Genomic DNA, 17,798 nt, shown 5'->3' on the forward strand with positions numbered 1-17,798 from the left:
TTCGCATTATGATGATTATTCGCCCTATAGAGCGCCGCGATTTGGCTGATTTACTGACGCTCGCCGGCAAGTCCGGCATCGGTCTCACTTCCCTGCCGCAAGACGAAGATACCTTGCTGGCACGCATTGAGCGGGCGTTAAAAACCTGGCAAGGCGAACTTCCGCGTGGTGACCAGTGTTATCTGTTTGTGCTGGAAGACACGGAGCGCCAACAGGCGGTCGGGGTTTGCGCCATTGAAGTGGCCGTGGGCCTGACCGAACCCTGGTATAGCTTCCGCGTTGGCACCCAGGTGCACGCCTCCAAGCAGTTGAATGTGTATAAATCGGTGCCGACGCTGTTCCTCAGCAACGATCACACCGGCCATTCCGAACTCTGTACGCTGTTCCTCGATCCGGACTACCGTCACGGCGAAAACGGCAAGCTGCTGTCGAAGGTGCGTTTCCTGTTTATCGCCGCTTTCCGTGAGCGTTTCTCTGAGCGTCTGATTGCTGAAATGCGTGGCTTCTCCGACGAAGACGGCCGTTCCCCATTCTGGGAGAGCGTTGGCAATCATTTCTTTTCCATCGAGTTCGCCAAGGCGGACTACCTGAGCGGCACCGGTCAGAAGGCATTTATCGCCGAACTGATGCCAAAGCACCCGCTGTATGTCGATTTCCTGGCCGAAGACGCGCAAAAAGTGATTGGTGAAGTGCACCCGCAGACGGTACCGGCGCGCCGGGTACTGGAGTCGGAAGGCCTGCGTTATCAGGGCTATGTCGATATTTTCGACGGTGGCCCGACGCTGGAAGCGGAAATCGACCATATCCGCGCGGTCAAGCAAAGCCGCCTGGTGAAAGTGGTACTGGATGAAACGCCGATGCGCGCCGATGCGCCGGTTCATCTGGTGGCTAACGATCATTATCAACATTACCGCGCACTGCTGGTCAATGCCGATCTGTATGACGATCGTCTGCACCTCAATGCGGCCACCGCTGCGGCGCTGGGCGTTGAGCAAGGCAGCCCGGTGCGGGTTATCCCCCTTATTGCACAGGAGAAAGCGTAATGTCACATCCTGCACTGTTTATTAATGGCACCTGGCAGCAGGGCCGTGGTGCTGAGTTCAGCAAAACCGATCCGGTCGACAATCAGCCGCTGTGGCAGGCTAACGCCGCCGACGGCAGCGATGTGGCCGCCGCTTGCGAAGCGGCTCGTGCCGCGTTTCCGGCCTGGGCGCGCACGCCGTTTGAACAACGTGAGCAGTTGGTAAAACGCTTTGCGGCCTTGCTGGAAGAACACAAGTCGCATTTGGCGGCCACCATCAGCCGTGAAACCAGCAAACCCCGCTGGGAGACACTGACCGAAGTCCAGGCGATGATCGGCAAAGTGGCAATTTCCCTGCAGGCTTATCAGGCGCGTACCGGCGTTAGCCAGACCGCGATGGCGGATGGCGCTTCGGTGCTGCGCCACCGGCCACACGGCGTGCTGGCGGTGTTTGGGCCTTATAACTTCCCCGGCCATTTACCTAATGGCCATATCGTACCGGCCCTGCTGGCGGGTAACACGGTGGTATTCAAGCCGAGCGAACTGACCCCCCAGACCGCCGAGGAAACCCTGAAGCTGTGGCAGCAGGCCGGTTTGCCTGCCGGGGTGATCAATATGGTGCAGGGCGGACGTGAAACCGGCGAGGCGTTGGCCGCCAGCACCGATATCGACGGCCTGCTGTTTACCGGCAGCGCCGGCACCGGTTATCACCTGCATCGTCAGTTGGCGGGGCAGCCTGAAAAAATTCTGGCGTTGGAAATGGGCGGTAACAACGCGCTGATTGTTGACCAGATTGATGATTGCGATGCGGCGGTCAACCTGGCGATCCAGTCGGCGTTTATTTCCGCCGGTCAGCGCTGCACCTGTTCACGCCGCATTCTGGTGAAACGCGGCAGTGAGGGCGATGCCTTTATCGAGCGTTTGGTGCAGGTGGCGAGTGCGTTGCGTATTGGGCGTTGGGATGCTGAACCTCAGCCGTTTATGGGCGGGGTTATCTCTTCCGCGGCGGCAGAAAAAATGCTGGCGGCACAGCATCACCTGCTGTCGCTGGGCGGCAAAGCCTTGCTGACCATGCAGCGGCTGGAAAGCGGTAGCGCATTGCTCAGCCCCGGCATTATTGACGTGACCGGCGTGCGCGGCGTACCGGACGAAGAGTATTTTGGCCCACTGACGACCATCATTCGCTATAACGACTTTGATGAAGCCGTGCGTATCGCCAACCAGACGCGCTATGGCCTGTCGGTCGGTCTGGTATCGCCGCAGCGTGAGCGCTTTGATCACCTGCTGCTGGAAGCGCGCGCCGGTATCGTCAACTGGAACAAGCCGTTGACCGGCGCTTCCAGTGCGGCACCGTTTGGCGGCGTGGGGGCTTCCGGCAACCATCGTCCAAGCGCCTACTACGCGGCGGATTATTGCGCCTGGCCAATGGCGTCGCTGGAAAGCGAAAGTCTGACGTTGCCGGCCAGTCTGTCGCCAGGACTGTCGTTTAATTAAGTTTTACCCGCCGCTTTTCAAGCCACAGCGTTGTTACTGTAGGGGGCGAATATATTCGCCCCGATTAACGCGGGCGCAGCATGCAGCGCCCCTACAAGATCAGGAGAACAGCATGTCAGGATATGAAGTCAATTTCGATGGTCTGGTGGGCCTGACGCATCACTACGCCGGACTGTCATTTGGTAATGAGGCTTCGACCCAGCACCAAAATAGCGTGTCGAACCCGAAGCTGGCGGCCAAGCAAGGGTTGCTGAAGATGAAGGCGTTGGCCGATCTCGGTTTCCAGCAGGGGGTTTTACCGCCGCAGGAGCGCCCGCATGTGCCGATGTTACGTAAACTGGGCTTCAGCGGCAGCGATGAAAGCGTGTTGGCGCAGGCGATGCAGCAATCCCCACGCCTGCTGTCCGCGCTCAGTTCCGCTTCCTGCATGTGGACCGCCAATGCGGCCACGGTATCGCCTTCCGCGGACAGTGCTGATGGCAAGGTGCATTTCACCGCCGCCAATCTGAACAATAAATTCCATCGCGCGATAGAAGCTGTAACCACCTCTGGCGTACTGCGGGCGATGTTTAACGATCCCCGCCATTTCGCCCATCATGAGGCGTTGCCGCAGGTGGCGCTGTTTGGCGACGAAGGTGCGGCTAACCACAACCGGCTGGGTGGCGACTACGCTAAACGCAGCGTGCAGATGTTTGTCTACGGCCGTCAGGAGTTTGGTGGCGAAATTGCCCCAACGCGTTATCCGGCGCGTCAGACGCGTGAAGCCGGGGAGGCGATTGCCCGCCTGCACCAGTTGGATGAGCAGCATACGGTTTTTGTGCAGCAGAATCCGGAGGTGATCGATCAGGGCGTGTTCCATAACGACGTGATTGCCGTCAGCAACCAGAACGTGCTGTTCCATCATCAGCAGGCTTTTTATCGGCAGCAACAGGCGCTGGATGAAGTGCGCCGCAAGATGGCGATGCTGGACAGCGAACTGGTGGCGATTGAGGTGCCGACGACGCGGGTTTCCGTGGCGGATGCGGTGGCAACCTATCTGTTTAACAGCCAGATCCTGACCAAGCCCAACGGCAAGATGATGATCGTGGTACCCGAAGAGTCGCGCCAGCACAGCGGCGTCTGGAGTTACCTGAGCGAGATGGTGGCCAGCGGCGGACCTATTGATGAAATCAAGGTATTCGATCTGCGCGAGAGTATGCGCAACGGCGGCGGGCCTGCCTGTTTGCGGCTGCGTGTGGCGCTGAATGAGCAGGAGCTGCGGGCGGTGAATCCGCGCGTAATGATGAACGATAGTCTGTTCGTCACGCTCAATGAATGGGTCGATCGTTATTACCGCGATCGCCTGACGCAAAATGACCTGGCCGATCCGCAGCTGCTGCGTGAAGGGCGTGAAGCGCTGGATTCCCTGACAACCATCCTCGGGTTGGGTTCGGTTTATCCTTTCCAACAATAGACGGAGCCACCATGTTTGATTTGTTGGCCCTGACGCTGGCGGGGCAGGTTCCCGCTGAGCAACAGGGCGAAAATGCGAATTTGCACTGGCGTTGGCTGACGGAAGGCCTGCTGGAAATCACCCCTAAGCCAGGTTACCGCCAGGCGGTAGTGCTTTCTGCAGGTATCCACGGCAATGAAACTGCCCCGATTGAGCTGTTGAATCAGTTGGTCAAAGACCTGCTCAACGGCGATCGCCCCCTGGCGGTTCGCCTGCTGGTGGTGCTGGGTAACCCGGCGGCGATGCGTGCCGGAAAGCGTTATCTGCACAGTGACATGAACCGGATGTTTGGCGGCCGCTATCGTGATTTTGACCCTAGCGGTGAAACCACGCGGGCGCAGCAGCTGGAGCAGGTTATCACGGAGTTTTTCGCCGATGAGGGCGCTGCACGTTTCCATTATGATTTGCATACGGCCATCCGTGACTCGCGCCTGCCGCGCTTTGGTATTCTGCCTTTCCAGACGCGACCTTACAGTGCAGAGATGCTGGCCTTGCTGGACGCCGCCGATCTGGATGCACTGGTGATCCACAGCGCGCCGGGCGGCACCTTCAGCCATTTCTCCAGTGAGCATGCCGGTGCTGCCAGCTGCACGCTGGAACTGGGCAAGGCGCGGCCGTTCGGCATGAACGATCTACAGCAGTTTGCCGCCATTAACCGTGCGTTGCAGGCGATGGTGAGCGGGGAGCCTTTGTCGTCGCGGTCGGCAAGTGAACTTCGGGTCTTCCGCGTTGAACGCTCGCTGATTAAACGTAGTGAAGAGTTCAGGCTGCATCTTAGTGAAGATACCGCCAATTTTACCGAGCTGAAGCAGGGGACGTTGCTGTGCGAGCAACCTGGCGAAGAGTACCGGGTTCAGCATGTCAGTGAGTGGATCTTGTTCCCTAACCCTGGGGTTGCGCTTGGGTTACGTGCCGGTATGGTACTGGTTGAGGCGCCGCGCAGCACGCTGTATTGAATGGACGTTTTATAGGGCGGTTTTATTCTTGCGACATTTAAGGTTGTAGCGATGTTGGCTGCAACCTCTAATCACATCGGCATATAATGCTGCTTATTTATCTTATTTCCTCCGGTTTGTATTCTGCGATTTATTTTTTCTTTTTTATCTTTACCTTTCTCCCATTGCGACTTTTGGTGATTTTAATCGAATTAATTAATCGAGTCGGTAAAAGCGCGTCTTAAAATCAGGGTGACAGCCCTAAATCAGCCCAATGACTTTACTCAGATAAAAATGTGAAATAAGTAACGTTATTCATAACCATGCTAAGTTTCATGGTATTTGTGAGTCGCATGGAAAGCATACAAAAAGAAACTAAATCGCACCAAAATGGTGCCTTGCACCAAATTGGTTATAAGTTATGTGATAAATTTCAATGATAATCAATGATTTGGTTTGATTGGTGATTGTAATATTTACTTACAAATAAACATGCTTTATCCACGGTGTTTTATGAACTTTTTTATTTGAAGTTGGGATTCATGATGCTAATGTCACATGGTCCCTTTATTAGGGGCGCTCATAAAACGCTAAATGATAAAGATCACAGCCCAAATCATAAATTGGGCGTGATGGGCAGAAATTAAAATTATAATATCTAGGAAAATAAATGATGAAACGCAGTGTATTAGCCTTAGCTATTGCCCTCGGGGCAATCACCTCCTTTGCCAACGCGGCTGAAATTTATAATAAAGATGGTAATAAACTCGACCTCTATGGTCGCGTATCGGCCAAACATGTTTTCAGCGATGATAAATCCGAAGACGGCGACAAGACTTATGTCCGTTTGGGTTTTAAAGGCGAAACGCAAATCAATGATCAACTGACCGGTTACGGCCAGTGGGAATACAACGTTCAGGCCAACCACGACGAAGCGCAGGGTACTGCGGGCACCAAAACCCGTCTGGGCTTTGCTGGCCTGAAATTTGCCGACTACGGTTCATTCGATTACGGCCGTAACTACGGTGTGGTGTACGACGCAGAAGCTTATACCGATATGCTGCCGGAATTCGGCGGTGACTCTTACAGCTATACCGATAACTACATGACCGCACGTTCCAACGGCCTGGCAACCTACCGTAACCGTGATTTCTTCGGCCTGGTTGAAGGTCTGAGTGTCGCGTTGCAGTACCAGGGTAAAAACGACGGTGATGGCCGTAGCGTGACCAAGCAAAACGGCGATGGTTACGGCATGTCCCTGGATTATCAAGACATCGGCGGTTCTGGCATCGGTGTAGCGGCGGCGTTCTCTGACTCCAACCGCACCAGTGCGCAAAAAGAACTGGCTTACGGCAAAGGCGACAGCGCCACTGCCTGGACCACGGCAATTAAGTATGATGCCAACCAGGTGTACCTGGCCGCCATGTACGCCGATACGCGTAACATGACGCCAATCAGCGGTAACGGCATTTCCGGCTTCGCCAACAAAACGCAAAACTTCGAAGTTGTGGCTCAGTATCAGTTTGAGAACGGTCTGCGTCCTTCCCTGGCCTACGTGCAGTCCAAAGGCAAGGATATCGAAGGGATTGGTGATGTCGATCTGGTGAAATACGTGGAAGTGGGGGCGACTTACTACTTCAACAAAAACATGTACACCTACGTTGACTACAAAATCAACCAGTTGAACGACGATAACAAGCTGAAACTGAGCACCGACGATGTTGTGGCAGTGAACCTGACTTATCGCTTCTAAGTTTCAAGACTATTACCTTCTTTCCTGTGTCGGGAACCAAAAGGTAAACAGGCAGAGCGTGAGCTCTGCCTTTTCTATTATTGGGCGGTTATCCTTTTGGGGCTTGCCCCATCACTTCAATTGCCGAGCGTAATGTGGCAAAGCGCTGCTGATTGGTCTCATGCTCAATCTCGTTAACCAGATGGGCCAAAATACTATTGCCGGAAATTTTTTTATTGAGATTGATCAGCTGGATCACCGCACCGCCCACTACCAGGCTGACGTCGCGTAACAGGGCTTCATAATGTTCGTTTGAGGGGGTAGATCCGGGCATGACGCCGTCTCCATATCGTTCGGGTGAAGCAATTTAGCAAACTGGCGGTATAAAGCATCGCCGGTATGGCACTTTTCCGGTGATTTCAGAAATTCCTCAAAGGAAAATAGCGGAAAAATTGTCCGAGATCTTACATCGGGGCATATTCGTTGGCAGGCAGCCAAAAACCATCAATAAAATCTTCAAACGGAAAACAACCGGCATGGCGCAGGTTCTGTTCTTTCATGCTGATCAGACACTGGCGTTCATCGCGCAGTACGTCAACCACGATATCGGCGCAGCCACCCTCCAGATAACAGACAAACATCACCAAGGCGTACATCGTGTCACATGTCCTTCACCCATCCTTCCATAACCCTATTGTAGGTATAGTCGGTGATTGTTTCATCTTGGGTTCGTTGCAACCGGGCAGATCGGCAGCCCAAGCGGGCACTTTCGGATTACTCTAACCGCTTAATACCTCAGGGCCAATGGAATATCCCTCTTGCAGTGCTAAGCTTAACTAGCCTTAAGTCAATGCAACATTGTAACCATCGAAAGGAGTGAATATGGGTTTGTTTAACTTCGTCAAAGAAGCGGGCGAAAAACTGTGGGACACAGTGACCGGCAATGCCACTGCTGAAGACCAAAGCGCCAAGCTGAAGGATCACCTCAATAAAACCGGCTTGCCGGGTATCGACAAAGTTGATGTGCAGGTGGTTGACGGTAAAGCGGTGGTGACTGGGGATGCAGTCAGCCAGGAGTTGAAAGAGAAGATCCTGGTGGCCGTAGGTAATGTGGCCGGCATCAGCGGTGTGGAAGACAAGGTGTCGGTTGAACAGGCTGCAGCAGAAAGCCGCTTCTATACCGTGAAAAAGGGCGACACCCTGAGCGCAGTTTCGAAAGAAGTGTATGGTAACGCCAATCTGTACAACAAGATTTTCGAAGCGAACAAGCCAATGTTGTCCAGCCCGGACAAAATCTATCCAGGGCAGGTTCTGCGTATTCCGCAGTAACGCTGGAGAATGATTGTCAGCCCGATCTTTGGTCGGGCTTTTTTACTTTATTTGGTATAAGTTAGGCTAATTATTTTTATTCGATAATAAGATTTTTGAATGCTAAGGGTTCTACGCTATCTCAGCCCTGGGTCAATGTTGACCCTCGACAGGAAAGTTGATAGCGTCTTGCCACTCTTGAGGTTTGAGCGGTATTGGCGCGGAATCTGACAAACCCGCAATAGCGGGCTTTTATCAATCACCCCTCACAAAAACGTTAACGCGTGATGAGTTAAGATAGATTCTGTGAAACAACAACGTAATACCTCACAAGATAAAAACTACCGTGAAACTTTGGGCGATGCGCAATTTGCTGTCATTGTGCTGGCGATAGCGTCTTGCTCCCTGATCATCTTTACGCTGTCAGTCACGCTGTGGCTAACATGACGTCTTTCAATACAGGGGATAAAATGGAGCACAATCTCCACGATGAAACCAAGCTGTTGGCCGTTATCGGCTTGCTGGTTTCCGTGTTGTTAGTGGTATCAATACTCTTTGGTGTGACTTACTTCTCCGATCTGAAGCATGCTCGCGAAGAAGTCGACATAAAGGGCTGCTATATCAAGTCGTCCTAGTGCCAGGGCCTCACAGGTTGCGTTCTGGATGCCGGCTCATGCTAAGCTGGCATCCAGCTACTCACTCACCTGTGTGACGTTCTGGAGGCGTTTTATCATGAGCAATTCCCGCCCAACTCATTCTTCATCTTCCCGTGATTGTCCCGTGGTTGACGGTGTCCGTCAGATCCAACGTATTGCCGTACGCAACGCCGAAGTCGGCGGCATAGGGATTAATCGTGCCTTGCCCACCCGTGAACGGCGCACCGTGGGAGCCTGGTGCTTTCTCGACCATGCCGGTCCTTCGGTATTCAGCGGTTCTTCGCAGGGGATGGATGTTGGCCCGCACCCGCATATTGGTCTGCAGACCTTTACCTGGATGATTGAAGGGGAAGTGCTGCACCGTGACAGCCTGGGCAGTGAGCAGATTATACGCCCCGGGCAGGTCAATCTAATGACCGCAGGGCGGGGTATCACGCATACCGAGCAATCAACGGGAGAACAGCGGCGTTTGCATGCCGCGCAATTATGGATCGCCTTGCCTGCCGAACATGCCGATATAGCACCGCGTTTTGATCATTATCCTGATTTACCCTGTTGGGTCGATGAAGGGGTCAAACAGACTTTGTTGGTGGGGGAGTTTGAACAGTATCACTCTCCGGTGTTTACTTTTTCACCATTAATCGCCATTGATCTGGAATGGCAGGCCGATAGTTATTTGCAGTTGCCTCTGCGAGAGGATTTTGAAATAGGCTTTTTGCCCCTTATTGGTGCATTTGAGCTTAATGATGAAAATTTTTCACCCAATGAGTTTGCCTATTTAGGTAAGAATCTTAACCGTATCGGGTTACATGCCAAGAAAGGAAGTCGGGGATTATTAATCGGCGGAGTCCCATTAAGCGAAGAGATTCTCATTTGGTGGAATTTTGTTGGGCACAACAAGCAGGAGATTGCCCGTGCGCAGCATGACTGGGAGCAGGGGAATAGGCGTTTTCCCGATGTTGTTGGCTATTGTGGCCCGCGCATGGCCGCGCCCCGCCTGCCCTGGAGCGATGTTTGATATCATCAGGCTATAACAAACTAATGGTTTTATTCATTTCGCTCTATTAACGTTAAATTAATGTGATCGAAATTCCATGTTTGGGCGTAAATATAGTTTATCTGGTAAATAGTGATCTGGCGCAAATAAAAGGTCGGAGCAGTGGATTAAGATTAATTCCAAGAAGTGATGTTGTCCACCGCTAGTCAGAAGCCTGTGAGGTCATTATGAGCCAAGTACTCTATCGTGCAAGATTATCCCATGTTGTTATTGCAACGGCGGCTTTTTGGATCTCGATCGCAGCGATGCTGGTTGTTGTGCTTAACTAACTCTGAATGATTATCCAATAAACCCGCCATGGCGGGTTTTTTTATGTCTGTATATTCGCAATATTCAGACTGTGGTTATACTTGTTAAACCTAATACCTGATTAACCCTGTAAAATAAAATGATAATTATTTCTAATATAATTGTACTGCTAATCGCCGCGATTCATCTGTATATCCTGATCCTTGAAATGTTCCTTTGGCAGCAACCCACCGGCAGACGAGTGTTCGCCACTACCGCCGAGTTTGCCGCGGCAACGCGGGTGTTGGCGGCTAATCAGGGGTTATATAACGGTTTTCTGGCGGCAGGACTGGCATGGGGCGTCTGGCGAGACGAACCTGCGGTGCAGCTATTTTTCCTTGGCTGTGTGCTGGTGGCGGGTGTGTTTGGCGGGCTGACGGCCAGCCGTAAAATTCTCAGGGTACAGGCGTTGCCCGCGTTGATTGGTCTGGTAGCGGTACTGTGGACGCATTAGCCCGCCGTTAGCGGCGGCGGGAAAGTCGGTCAGGCGGTCTTTTGATGAATGACGTGCAGCGGTGGGGCGATATGCAGATCCACGCTTAAATCCTGACGAAAATCATAAGGCGTGATATCGAAGCGCTTTCTGAACATATAAGTGAAATGTGACTGTGAGCCGAAACCAAAATCCAGGGCGATGTCGAAAATAGAGGCGTCACTGCTTCGCAACTGGTAAACCGCACCGGCCAGCCTGCGTTCGCGGATGTACTTGCCCAGCGAAATCCCGGTCGCTTCTTTGAACAACTTCTGCATGTGCCACAGAGAGTAGCCGGAATACTCGGCTAACTCTTCGAGATGGATCACTCTTCCAAGGTGAGTTTCGACCCATTTACTGAGGGCGCAGACTAATGAGAGGTGGTGTTCTTGTATCATCAGTGCGTCTGTGTGAGATCTACATAGGGCTGAAGTATACACAACTTGCCGCCCTGGACAAAAAAGCCGCCGACATCAGGGAGAAATTATTCGGAAAAACCATCGTCAGGTGGCTTGTCATTCGAAAGGAAAAACGGCTAATCTGGGATTGCCCGCTGCCGCTGATACCGAAGTGGGCCAGGTCGCAAAAAATAACAGCCTAAGCAGAGTCAGCCGTGACAATTCAGCGTTGATGGGGTGATCGCATGTTAATGACAGTGATTATTACTCTGGTTGTAATTGTAGGTGTAGCCGCTTTTATGGTGACACCGGTGATGAGAATGAATAATGCGGAAGGTGTGGGAGGTGAAGAGCCGTGAAATCAGGGCAGAATATGACCCCAAAAGGGGACTGACAGACTACCGAAAAAGCCTGGGCAATCAGTGACCCGGGCTTTTTATTGGTGAGCGTTTGCCGATCAGACGTTTTTCCGCTCCACGGTTTCTTCGCCCCAGTACAGCTGGTCGGCGCTGGTTTTGGCAAACGCCATTTGCAACGCTTCGTCACTACCTTCTTCCCAGATTTTTTGTGCCAGAACTTCGTCATTTTTCGCCAGTTCAAAAATAGCCTCGGCGATCTCAACCGAGGTCTCACGCACGGTAGCCCAGGATTTCACATTGTGGTTTGCCATAACTTTCTCCTGTTGGGGTGTGGCTGCGGGATACGCCGAAATGCGCGCCGCTCAAGCCCCAAGTATAGGTCAATTCAGTCGGGTGTTTTGACGGCCAATGCGCAATAACGTTGAAAATTCAGCGCCAAACGGCCAGGGGGCAGCAAAGCGTCAGTCGGCATGCTATTGTGTGCGGCGTCTGAATTAAGAAGGAAAGATATTATGTCCGACATGCTGAGCAACGATCAGGAATTGGCTTCCGACCTGGTTGCCTGCCAATTGGTGATCAAACAGATCCTGGATGTTATCGATGTAATCGCACCCACCGAGGTGCGGGACAAGATGGCCAGCCAGTTGAAAAGCATCGATTTTACCACTCACCCAGCCGGTGCCGATCCCGTGACCCGGCGGGCGATTGAAAAAGCGATCGCGCTGATTGAAATGAAGTTTACCCGCAACTGAGGGGAAACCGCCGCTGAGCGACGGTTTGGGCGGTGGTGATTAATCCACCACCGTTTCGACTTTCTTGAACAGCGGGCAGTCGGCAACGCCAATCAGGCCGTTGTCACCATGCAGATACTGGGCTATCACCAGGTTGCGTGCCGTCATGTACTTACACTGCAATCCCAACCCACCGACGTTTTTATTGCTGCCGACCAATACGCCATATCCCGAGAACAGAAACGCGCCGTAAACTACCGCCAGCAGAACCGCCCATTTAATCAGCTTACCCATTGTGACTCCTTGTTATTTATCTTCGTTGCGATATAGCCATGCGGAAGAACGGGCCGCAATGGTAACAATCTGAAAAGTGGTTCTGGCGCTGGTTTCTAAACGACAGGTTAAAGTTCGTTTAAGTTGGCTGTGATACATTCCGAATAAATTATCAAGATAACAATGAGGCTGCTAAATTTGTTGCGGAAAAAAATCCTCGTGATAATAGCCTTCCTTGCTGCCTGCCTGTTCTTTTATCTGTTGGCGCTGGATAGTTATTGCGATGCGGGGGGCACATTTGCGTTGGGCGTTTGCTCCGTCACCCGTTTCGTTCCCTGGTGAGTTGCGTAGCGGTACGTAACAATTTTCTATCAAGATGTTCGTGCCGGTGCCCGGAGTGCTAAGATGTCCGCCTGTTTTTAGCAGTAGATAGGGTTGTCCATGTACGATTTAGGTTTTGGTCAAAATAGCCTGGTGTCACTGGTTGTCGCCGTGTTGGCACTGCTGGTGGGATTATGGATCTGGTTCCTGGTGAATCGCGCCAGTGTGCGAGCCAATGAGCAGATTCGCCTGCTGCAGGAAATTGCCGAGCAGCAGCGTCAACAAACCGCATTATTGAAAAGCCTGGCGCAAAGCGCGCGCGGCGATAGCGTAACGGACGATGACGATCTCAGCCCGACGCTGGATTTCAAAGGTTTTATCCCCGAGCGTTAATCAAACTTTCTGCCGGGTGGCGTTGCCACCCGCGTTGTTCCGAAAAACATTAGTATAGATAATATGAAAAGCCATCCCATTGTCATAAATCTGTCGTATTGGCGTCGTAATGTAGCGCCAACTCTACGAAAGATGGATAAAGCCGATGATTAAATGGTATGAAGAAAGCGACGCCGAAGTGAACCGCAGCATTGCGCTGATCACCGGAGAAAATCCGGACAAGTGGTATCCTTACGGCGGCGTGAAAGGTAAAGATTATTGCAAGAACCCCTCCGATGCCTGGCCGATTATCTGCGCCAATAAAATCAGTCTGAATGCCGACACCCAAAGCGATAGCTCGCAGTGGCAGGCACGCATGAGCACCCAGCGTGGCGAGTGGCAGGCAGATTGCAGCAGCCCACTGCGCGCGGCAATGATCTGTTTCCTGCTGAGCCAGCAAACGAACGAAATGGTCCGTTGAAACACCAGAATTACTGATGACTTTCCCTTTTTATGACAACAGAACTTGTCTCTGGCGGAGCCTGTTTATGAAGCGCATTATTAAAGGTGATAAAAACTTGTCTCATCTGGTGGTTGCCCATGCGGCAATCGATCGTCATGCCGAAAGCTTTGGTCAGCGCCGACAGGGCTGGCCGTCAACCTATCTGATAAAATATCAAAACGATCGCGTGGCGGTCGAAGTGGTAACGCGACGTCAGTCCTACGTCGCAACGCTGATGATTGGCGCGCGCAATCTGACCAAGTTGTGCGGCCTGTCCGGCTAAAACCTCCTCTCTATAGGGTTATTCCCCGTATAAAATAGCACCCTGGTTGTTCTCGCCGGGGCGCTACTCCTTGATGCTCACGGGGTTAAGTGTTAAAAAGCCGCCCGCAGATACATTTATTGATTGGCGAAATCTTGCGCAAAAGCGGCAGGATTCCACGCCATATGAGGATAAGATGGGCGGTCAGCAGCAGGATACCCCGCTAAAACGCGGTTTAAAAAACAGACATATACAACTTATCGCCCTGGGCGGTGCCATTGGCACCGGCCTGTTTCTCGGCATTGCGCAGACCATTAAAATGGCTGGCCCTTCGGTGCTGCTGGGCTATGCCATCGGCGGTTTTATCGCTTTTCTGATCATGCGGCAATTGGGCGAGATGGTGGTTGAAGAACCGGTTGCCGGATCCTTCAGCCACTTTGCCTATAAATACTGGGGGGATTTTGCCGGTTTTCTTTCCGGCTGGAACTACTGGGCGATGTTCATTTTGGTCGGCATGGCCGAACTGACCGCGGTTGGCATCTATATTCAATATTGGTGGCCGGACATCCCTACCTGGGTTTCCGCCGCGGTATTCTTTGTCCTGATAAATCTGATCAACCTGGTTAATGTTCGGCTGTACGGCGAAACCGAGTTTTGGTTTGCCATTATCAAGGTAGTGGCGATTGTCGGCATGATTGTGTTCGGTGCCTGGCTATTGGCCAGCGGCAACGGGGGGCCGCAAGCCAGTATCAATAACCTGTGGGAGCAGGGCGGCTTTATGCCGCACGGCATCGAAGGGTTGGTGATGGCGATGGCGGTGATCATGTTCTCATTCGGTGGGTTGGAGATGGTGGGCATTACCGCCGCCGAAGCGGCCGATCCGCGCCGCAGTATTCCTAAAGCCACCAATCAGGTGGTGTACCGCATCCTGATTTTTTATATCGGTTCGTTGACGGTACTGCTTTCACTCTATCCTTGGCACAAAGTGGTTGAAGGCGGCAGCCCGTTCGTGATGATTTTCCATGCGTTGAACAGCAACCTGGTGGCGACCCTGCTGAACGTGGTGGTGCTGACTGCAGCGCTGTCGGTGTACAACAGTGGCGTCTATGCCAATAGCCGTATGCTGTTCGGGCTGGCGACACAGGGGAATGCTCCCAAGGCATTGACCCGGGTGAATAAGCGTGGTGTCCCGGTATTGTCGATCGCACTCTCGGCGCTGGTGACTTCCGTCGGCGTGCTGATCAACTATGTCATGCCCGGTAAGGCGTTTGAGCTGCTGATGGCGTTGGTGGTGTCTACCCTGGTGATTAACTGGGTGATGATTTGTCTGGCGCACCTGCGATTCCGCGCGGCGAAAAACCGCCAGGGCGTGATCCCAGTATTCAAGGCGTTGTGGTACCCCTTCGGCAACTATCTGTGCCTGGTGTTCTTGAGCCTGATTCTGGTGATCATGTATTTCAGCGAGGGGATCCGTATCTCGGTATTACTGATGCCGGTGTGGATCTTGCTGTTGTGGGTTGGTTTTATGCTGACGCGCCGCAAAGGCGCTAAAGTACGGCGGTAATTTTTAACGGAGGCGCAATCAGCGCCTCCGGTCCATCCATTAGCTGCGCGGCATAAAGGCATTGCCGGGGGTGGCACGGCCGAATCCCAACAGCTTCCTGCACAGCAGGAACAGGGTGGTGATGACATCGATAGCCACCACGCTTAGCATCAGCACGCCCAGCATGAAGAAACTCACCAGCGCACCCAGTAACAGCACCAGCGGTGCCGGTACGCGAACCCGGCGCAGTTTCATCGCGGCATACATTTTCCAATACTGCATCTGCGCCAGCATCGCGCTGCGGATACGGCCCAATCGAACACGTGACTTGCGTGATGTAGAACGGCTCATAACTTCTCCTTTTCTGAATGTCCTATAAGTAAATCACAAGGATCTTAAGAGATGCTTAACAGGCTCTAGTCGGCCCTGGCATTCTCACAAGGACTGTGACAACACAAAACCCGAAAAGGTCACTCAAGGGACACAGCCTAAGGTGAGCACGGTTCACAACGCACGCTGATCGAGTATCTTGTTATGGTATCCACCTGCCCGTGTTGGGTGTCCGCAGTGGTCGGGAGAGCAATTTGAAGATAACCAATCGTTACTATGATGCCGGCAAAACGCACCACACCCCGCAGGGGTTTCGTAACCCGGAGCCTTCGCAGCGTCGGGATGGGGATTTGAAACGCTGGCAGAACGAGCGTAAGCAGCAGGGGTTGCCCAAACCACCGCAGATGGGTTATCAGCAGTTTACCCAGCGCTGGTGGCAACGTGCCGACCTTGGCGGCAGCGATAACAGCATTTGGTGGCTGGGGCATGCCTCAATGCTGCTGCGCCTGGATGGCCGATATATCCTGATCGACCCGGTATTGTCTGAACGTGCATCGCCGCTGAGTTTCTATGGCCCGAAGCGCAAAACACCGCCACCGTTGACGGTGCAACAGTTGCCGGCAGTGGACGTGGTTTTAATCTCCCACAATCACTATGACCATCTCGATCGGCGCACTGTGCGGCAATTGGCACGGCGTTTTCCGCACGCGACCTTTATTGTGCCCTTGGGGCTGAAAAACTGGTTCCGACGTTACCGGCTGCAACGTGTAGAAGAGTTGGACTGGTGGGATAGCCTGCAATTGGGCGATTTGACCTTCCATTGTACGCCGGCGCGTCACTGGAGCATGCGTACCCTCTGGGACCGCAATCGCTCCCTCTGGTGCGGCTGGGTGATTCATCATCCGGCGCTGCGTTTCTATTTTTCCGGAGACAGCGGCTATTCGGATCGCCTGGCAGATATTGGAGCCCGTTTAGGACCGTTTGACGTGGCGGCATTACCGATTGGCGCCTACGCACCACGCTGGTTCATGCAGGAACAGCATATGGATCCGCAGCAGTCGGTGACGCTGTATCAACAATTAAATGCGCCGCGGGTCATTCCGATCCATTGGGGCGTTTTTGAGTTGGCCGATGAGTCATTGGATGAGCCGCCGCAGCAATTAAATTTGGCTCTGAGCGCTGCGGGAATAGAGCAGCACCAGTTTCGGCCTATCAAAATTGGCGAGCGCATTGCGCTTGAAGCTAACTCTTAAGCGTTATTCCTGGGCCTGTATGGCGGGGGCGGTTGTCGTCACCGTCTGCAGGCCAGTCCCGATGCGGGTTGTAGCCATTTGGTGATGCAAGGCCTTGCTTATCCCGCGTCTGACGTAACCTGTTGGCATGAATAGGGACAACGCGTAGGAAAAGATAAAATAAATACGTTCGCATGGCATTGTTATTGATGGCGTAAATACCTATGCGGATTTTAAGATTTAATTCAGCTATAGATTCCCACTATTCTCAAGGTTATTGCCGTTATTTAACCCCCGCAGACAGTAATGTATTTCTCTGCCGCCGCACGGCAATAGTGCGTAAATTCTGATTTTGCATGCTTATGCACTATAAAGTGGCACGTTATTTGATTTTTGTCGCGAGAACTCCGCTGCACAAATTGTGCTCACCCTCACTGAGGGCAATAATGATCTTCAGTATTATTTCGTTGTCACAAGCGGGTGAGGTCGCCGACGTGCGGCGATACCTGCGTTGGGCCGTCCGGATGGCGACCCATAGTCGGATCATCCGATATCAAATGTACCCGTTCATCGATATTCAAAAGTTTTATAAGAAATTCCATAAAGATTCAAATTTTTTAACGTTCTAAGCGTCGGTCAGGGGTTATATGTTGCAACATACATTGGTCAATCGGATGAAAGAATTGTTAAAATTCAGTCTGGGTGCGGAGTGTGGCGGGGTGACACTGTTAAGCAGAAAATAGCTAAGGCTTCAACATCTTTTAGTCTATTTAAGCTTATGTTGCTCTCGACCGTTTCAAATATGTGCGACAGCTCCACCAGTGATTAAAAATGGCTTGCCATCGAATACAGAGTATGTGATAACGCATCTGGGTAAAACGAGGTACAGTTCTGTATATGTGTGGCATTTTCAGTAAAGAAGTTCTGAGTAAAAACGTTAGCGTTGAATACCGCTTCTCTGCCGATCCTTATCTTAGTGCCTCAAGCAGTAACGACTCTAGTTTGTCTATGTAACGCCTC

24 protein-coding genes are annotated in these 17,798 nt (G+C 52.4%); 18 read left to right on the forward strand and 6 right to left on the reverse strand.

Annotated features, from left to right (window positions below; all coding sequences use genetic code 11):
* Positions 1-8 precede the first annotated feature (8 nt).
* The 5 genes from astA to ompC all read left to right on the forward strand — a co-directional run bounded on the left by astA (position 9) and on the right by ompC (position 6,695).
* Positions 9-1,043 carry an arginine N-succinyltransferase gene (astA, locus tag OCH02_RS03430; RefSeq protein WP_261429879.1) on the forward strand — a complete coding sequence of 345 codons (1,035 nt, stop codon included), beginning with the start codon at positions 9-11 and terminating at the stop codon, positions 1,041-1,043.
* Positions 1,043-2,515 carry a succinylglutamate-semialdehyde dehydrogenase gene (gene astD / locus OCH02_RS03435; protein ID WP_261429880.1) on the forward strand — a complete coding sequence of 491 codons (1,473 nt, stop codon included), beginning with the start codon at positions 1,043-1,045 and terminating at the stop codon, positions 2,513-2,515. The genes astA and astD overlap by 1 nt, the downstream gene beginning before the upstream one ends.
* A 112-nt stretch (positions 2,516-2,627) precedes the next feature.
* Positions 2,628-3,968 (forward strand): N-succinylarginine dihydrolase, encoded by a 1,341-nt coding sequence (astB, locus tag OCH02_RS03440; RefSeq protein WP_261429881.1) that lies wholly within the window; start codon positions 2,628-2,630, stop codon positions 3,966-3,968.
* 11 nt (positions 3,969-3,979) lie between these two features.
* Positions 3,980-4,963 (forward strand): succinylglutamate desuccinylase, encoded by a 984-nt coding sequence (gene astE / locus OCH02_RS03445; RefSeq protein WP_261429882.1) that lies wholly within the window; start codon positions 3,980-3,982, stop codon positions 4,961-4,963.
* Between the two features lie 649 nt (positions 4,964-5,612).
* Positions 5,613-6,695: a porin OmpC gene (ompC, locus tag OCH02_RS03450; protein WP_315899150.1), complete on the forward strand. Its 1,083-nt coding sequence runs from the start codon at positions 5,613-5,615 to the stop codon at positions 6,693-6,695.
* An 88-nt stretch (positions 6,696-6,783) separates the two neighbouring features.
* Here ompC and OCH02_RS03455 read toward each other — a convergent pair whose 3' ends face one another.
* Complete coding sequence (locus OCH02_RS03455; RefSeq protein ID WP_261429883.1) at positions 6,784-7,008, reverse strand: hypothetical protein; 225 nt, start codon at positions 7,006-7,008, stop codon at positions 6,784-6,786.
* A 130-nt stretch (positions 7,009-7,138) separates the two neighbouring features.
* Complete coding sequence (locus OCH02_RS03460) at positions 7,139-7,330, reverse strand: YebW family protein (protein WP_261429884.1); 192 nt, start codon at positions 7,328-7,330, stop codon at positions 7,139-7,141.
* Between the two features lie 226 nt (positions 7,331-7,556).
* Between OCH02_RS03460 and lysM the strand changes: the two genes are divergently transcribed.
* The 5 genes from lysM to OCH02_RS03485 all read left to right on the forward strand — a co-directional run bounded on the left by lysM (position 7,557) and on the right by OCH02_RS03485 (position 10,437).
* On the forward strand, positions 7,557-8,003 hold the full coding sequence (lysM, locus tag OCH02_RS03465; RefSeq protein ID WP_135316927.1) for a peptidoglycan-binding protein LysM: 447 nt from the start codon (positions 7,557-7,559) through the stop codon (positions 8,001-8,003).
* A gap of 285 nt (positions 8,004-8,288) precedes the next feature.
* The gene (locus OCH02_RS03470; RefSeq protein ID WP_165366775.1) at positions 8,289-8,429 is read left to right on the forward strand and encodes a hypothetical protein; all 141 of its coding nucleotides are present in this window, start codon (positions 8,289-8,291) and stop codon (positions 8,427-8,429) included.
* A gap of 23 nt (positions 8,430-8,452) precedes the next feature.
* Entirely contained in the window at positions 8,453-8,617 is a 165-nt protein-coding gene (locus OCH02_RS03475; RefSeq protein WP_261429885.1) for a hypothetical protein, read from the forward strand.
* A gap of 97 nt (positions 8,618-8,714) precedes the next feature.
* Positions 8,715-9,656, forward strand: a complete 942-nt coding sequence (locus OCH02_RS03480; RefSeq protein WP_261429887.1) for a pirin family protein — start codon at positions 8,715-8,717, stop codon at positions 9,654-9,656.
* Positions 9,657-10,083: 427 nt separating this feature from the next.
* Positions 10,084-10,437: a DUF1304 domain-containing protein gene (locus tag OCH02_RS03485; RefSeq protein ID WP_410001227.1), complete on the forward strand. Its 354-nt coding sequence runs from the start codon at positions 10,084-10,086 to the stop codon at positions 10,435-10,437.
* 29 nt (positions 10,438-10,466) lie between these two features.
* On the opposite strand, the gene OCH02_RS03490 is transcribed toward OCH02_RS03485, so the two are convergent.
* Entirely contained in the window at positions 10,467-10,853 is a 387-nt protein-coding gene (locus OCH02_RS03490) for a helix-turn-helix domain-containing protein (protein WP_012145556.1), read from the reverse strand.
* Positions 10,854-11,310: 457 nt separating this feature from the next.
* Positions 11,311-11,523: a YccJ family protein gene (locus OCH02_RS03495; protein WP_012145555.1), complete on the reverse strand. Its 213-nt coding sequence runs from the start codon at positions 11,521-11,523 to the stop codon at positions 11,311-11,313.
* A gap of 201 nt (positions 11,524-11,724) precedes the next feature.
* On the opposite strand from OCH02_RS03495, the gene OCH02_RS03500 reads away from it, so the two are divergent.
* Entirely contained in the window at positions 11,725-11,964 is a 240-nt protein-coding gene (locus tag OCH02_RS03500) for a DUF2766 family protein (RefSeq protein ID WP_153860058.1), read from the forward strand.
* A 39-nt stretch (positions 11,965-12,003) separates the two neighbouring features.
* On the opposite strand, the gene OCH02_RS03505 is transcribed toward OCH02_RS03500, so the two are convergent.
* The gene (locus OCH02_RS03505) at positions 12,004-12,237 is read right to left on the reverse strand and encodes a YobH family protein (protein WP_012145553.1); all 234 of its coding nucleotides are present in this window, start codon (positions 12,235-12,237) and stop codon (positions 12,004-12,006) included.
* Between the two features lie 162 nt (positions 12,238-12,399).
* Here OCH02_RS03505 and mgrB point away from each other — a divergent pair, with 162 nt between their 5' ends.
* From mgrB to OCH02_RS03530, 5 genes are all read left to right on the forward strand, one after another.
* Positions 12,400-12,558, forward strand: a complete 159-nt coding sequence (gene mgrB / locus OCH02_RS03510) for a PhoP/PhoQ regulator MgrB (RefSeq protein ID WP_071593022.1) — start codon at positions 12,400-12,402, stop codon at positions 12,556-12,558.
* A gap of 99 nt (positions 12,559-12,657) precedes the next feature.
* Positions 12,658-12,930: a YebO family protein gene (locus OCH02_RS03515; RefSeq protein WP_261429889.1), complete on the forward strand. Its 273-nt coding sequence runs from the start codon at positions 12,658-12,660 to the stop codon at positions 12,928-12,930.
* 145 nt (positions 12,931-13,075) lie between these two features.
* A complete protein-coding gene (locus OCH02_RS03520) occupies positions 13,076-13,390 on the forward strand; it encodes a phage protein NinX family protein (RefSeq protein WP_012145550.1) in 315 nt (104 codons plus the stop codon).
* Positions 13,391-13,457: 67 nt separating this feature from the next.
* A complete protein-coding gene (locus OCH02_RS03525; protein WP_012145549.1) occupies positions 13,458-13,694 on the forward strand; it encodes a DUF4060 family protein in 237 nt (78 codons plus the stop codon).
* Positions 13,695-13,869: 175 nt separating this feature from the next.
* Entirely contained in the window at positions 13,870-15,237 is a 1,368-nt protein-coding gene (locus tag OCH02_RS03530; RefSeq protein ID WP_115184456.1) for an amino acid permease, read from the forward strand.
* A 39-nt stretch (positions 15,238-15,276) separates the two neighbouring features.
* Here the strand turns inward: OCH02_RS03530 and OCH02_RS03535 are convergent, their stop codons facing one another.
* On the reverse strand, positions 15,277-15,567 hold the full coding sequence (locus OCH02_RS03535; protein WP_261429890.1) for a hypothetical protein: 291 nt from the start codon (positions 15,565-15,567) through the stop codon (positions 15,277-15,279).
* Positions 15,568-15,800: 233 nt separating this feature from the next.
* On the opposite strand from OCH02_RS03535, the gene OCH02_RS03540 reads away from it, so the two are divergent.
* A complete protein-coding gene (locus OCH02_RS03540; protein WP_261429892.1) occupies positions 15,801-16,799 on the forward strand; it encodes an MBL fold metallo-hydrolase in 999 nt (332 codons plus the stop codon).
* Between the two features lie 876 nt (positions 16,800-17,675).
* A complete protein-coding gene (locus OCH02_RS03545; RefSeq protein WP_071593021.1) occupies positions 17,676-17,792 on the forward strand; it encodes a DUF2627 domain-containing protein in 117 nt (38 codons plus the stop codon).
* The last annotated feature ends 6 nt before the right edge of the window (positions 17,793-17,798 follow it).

The sequence above is a fragment of the Serratia quinivorans genome (genome assembly GCF_946227985.1).
GTDB classification, from domain to species: Bacteria; Pseudomonadota; Gammaproteobacteria; order Enterobacterales; family Enterobacteriaceae; genus Serratia; species Serratia quinivorans_A.

Coding starts and splice junctions, on each gene's coding strand:
- astA (WP_261429879.1), top strand. CDS start 9: ATGATGATTATTCGCCCTATAGAGCGCCGCGATTTGGCTGATTTACTG.
- astD (WP_261429880.1), top strand. CDS start 1,043: ATGTCACATCCTGCACTGTTTATTAATGGCACCTGGCAGCAGGGCCGT.
- astB (WP_261429881.1), top strand. CDS start 2,628: ATGTCAGGATATGAAGTCAATTTCGATGGTCTGGTGGGCCTGACGCAT.
- astE (WP_261429882.1), top strand. CDS start 3,980: ATGTTTGATTTGTTGGCCCTGACGCTGGCGGGGCAGGTTCCCGCTGAG.
- ompC (WP_315899150.1), top strand. CDS start 5,613: ATGATGAAACGCAGTGTATTAGCCTTAGCTATTGCCCTCGGGGCAATC.
- OCH02_RS03455 (WP_261429883.1), bottom strand. CDS start 7,008: ATGCCCGGATCTACCCCCTCAAACGAACATTATGAAGCCCTGTTACGC.
- OCH02_RS03460 (WP_261429884.1), bottom strand. CDS start 7,330: ATGTACGCCTTGGTGATGTTTGTCTGTTATCTGGAGGGTGGCTGCGCC.
- lysM (WP_135316927.1), top strand. CDS start 7,557: ATGGGTTTGTTTAACTTCGTCAAAGAAGCGGGCGAAAAACTGTGGGAC.
- OCH02_RS03475 (WP_261429885.1), top strand. CDS start 8,453: ATGGAGCACAATCTCCACGATGAAACCAAGCTGTTGGCCGTTATCGGC.
- OCH02_RS03480 (WP_261429887.1), top strand. CDS start 8,715: ATGAGCAATTCCCGCCCAACTCATTCTTCATCTTCCCGTGATTGTCCC.
- OCH02_RS03485 (WP_410001227.1), top strand. CDS start 10,084: ATGATAATTATTTCTAATATAATTGTACTGCTAATCGCCGCGATTCAT.
- OCH02_RS03490 (WP_012145556.1), bottom strand. CDS start 10,853: ATGATACAAGAACACCACCTCTCATTAGTCTGCGCCCTCAGTAAATGG.
- OCH02_RS03495 (WP_012145555.1), bottom strand. CDS start 11,523: ATGGCAAACCACAATGTGAAATCCTGGGCTACCGTGCGTGAGACCTCG.
- OCH02_RS03500 (WP_153860058.1), top strand. CDS start 11,725: ATGTCCGACATGCTGAGCAACGATCAGGAATTGGCTTCCGACCTGGTT.
- OCH02_RS03505 (WP_012145553.1), bottom strand. CDS start 12,237: ATGGGTAAGCTGATTAAATGGGCGGTTCTGCTGGCGGTAGTTTACGGC.
- mgrB (WP_071593022.1), top strand. CDS start 12,400: ATGAGGCTGCTAAATTTGTTGCGGAAAAAAATCCTCGTGATAATAGCC.
- OCH02_RS03515 (WP_261429889.1), top strand. CDS start 12,658: ATGTACGATTTAGGTTTTGGTCAAAATAGCCTGGTGTCACTGGTTGTC.
- OCH02_RS03520 (WP_012145550.1), top strand. CDS start 13,076: ATGATTAAATGGTATGAAGAAAGCGACGCCGAAGTGAACCGCAGCATT.
- OCH02_RS03525 (WP_012145549.1), top strand. CDS start 13,458: ATGAAGCGCATTATTAAAGGTGATAAAAACTTGTCTCATCTGGTGGTT.
- OCH02_RS03530 (WP_115184456.1), top strand. CDS start 13,870: ATGGGCGGTCAGCAGCAGGATACCCCGCTAAAACGCGGTTTAAAAAAC.
- OCH02_RS03535 (WP_261429890.1), bottom strand. CDS start 15,567: ATGAGCCGTTCTACATCACGCAAGTCACGTGTTCGATTGGGCCGTATC.
- OCH02_RS03545 (WP_071593021.1), top strand. CDS start 17,676: ATGTGTGGCATTTTCAGTAAAGAAGTTCTGAGTAAAAACGTTAGCGTT.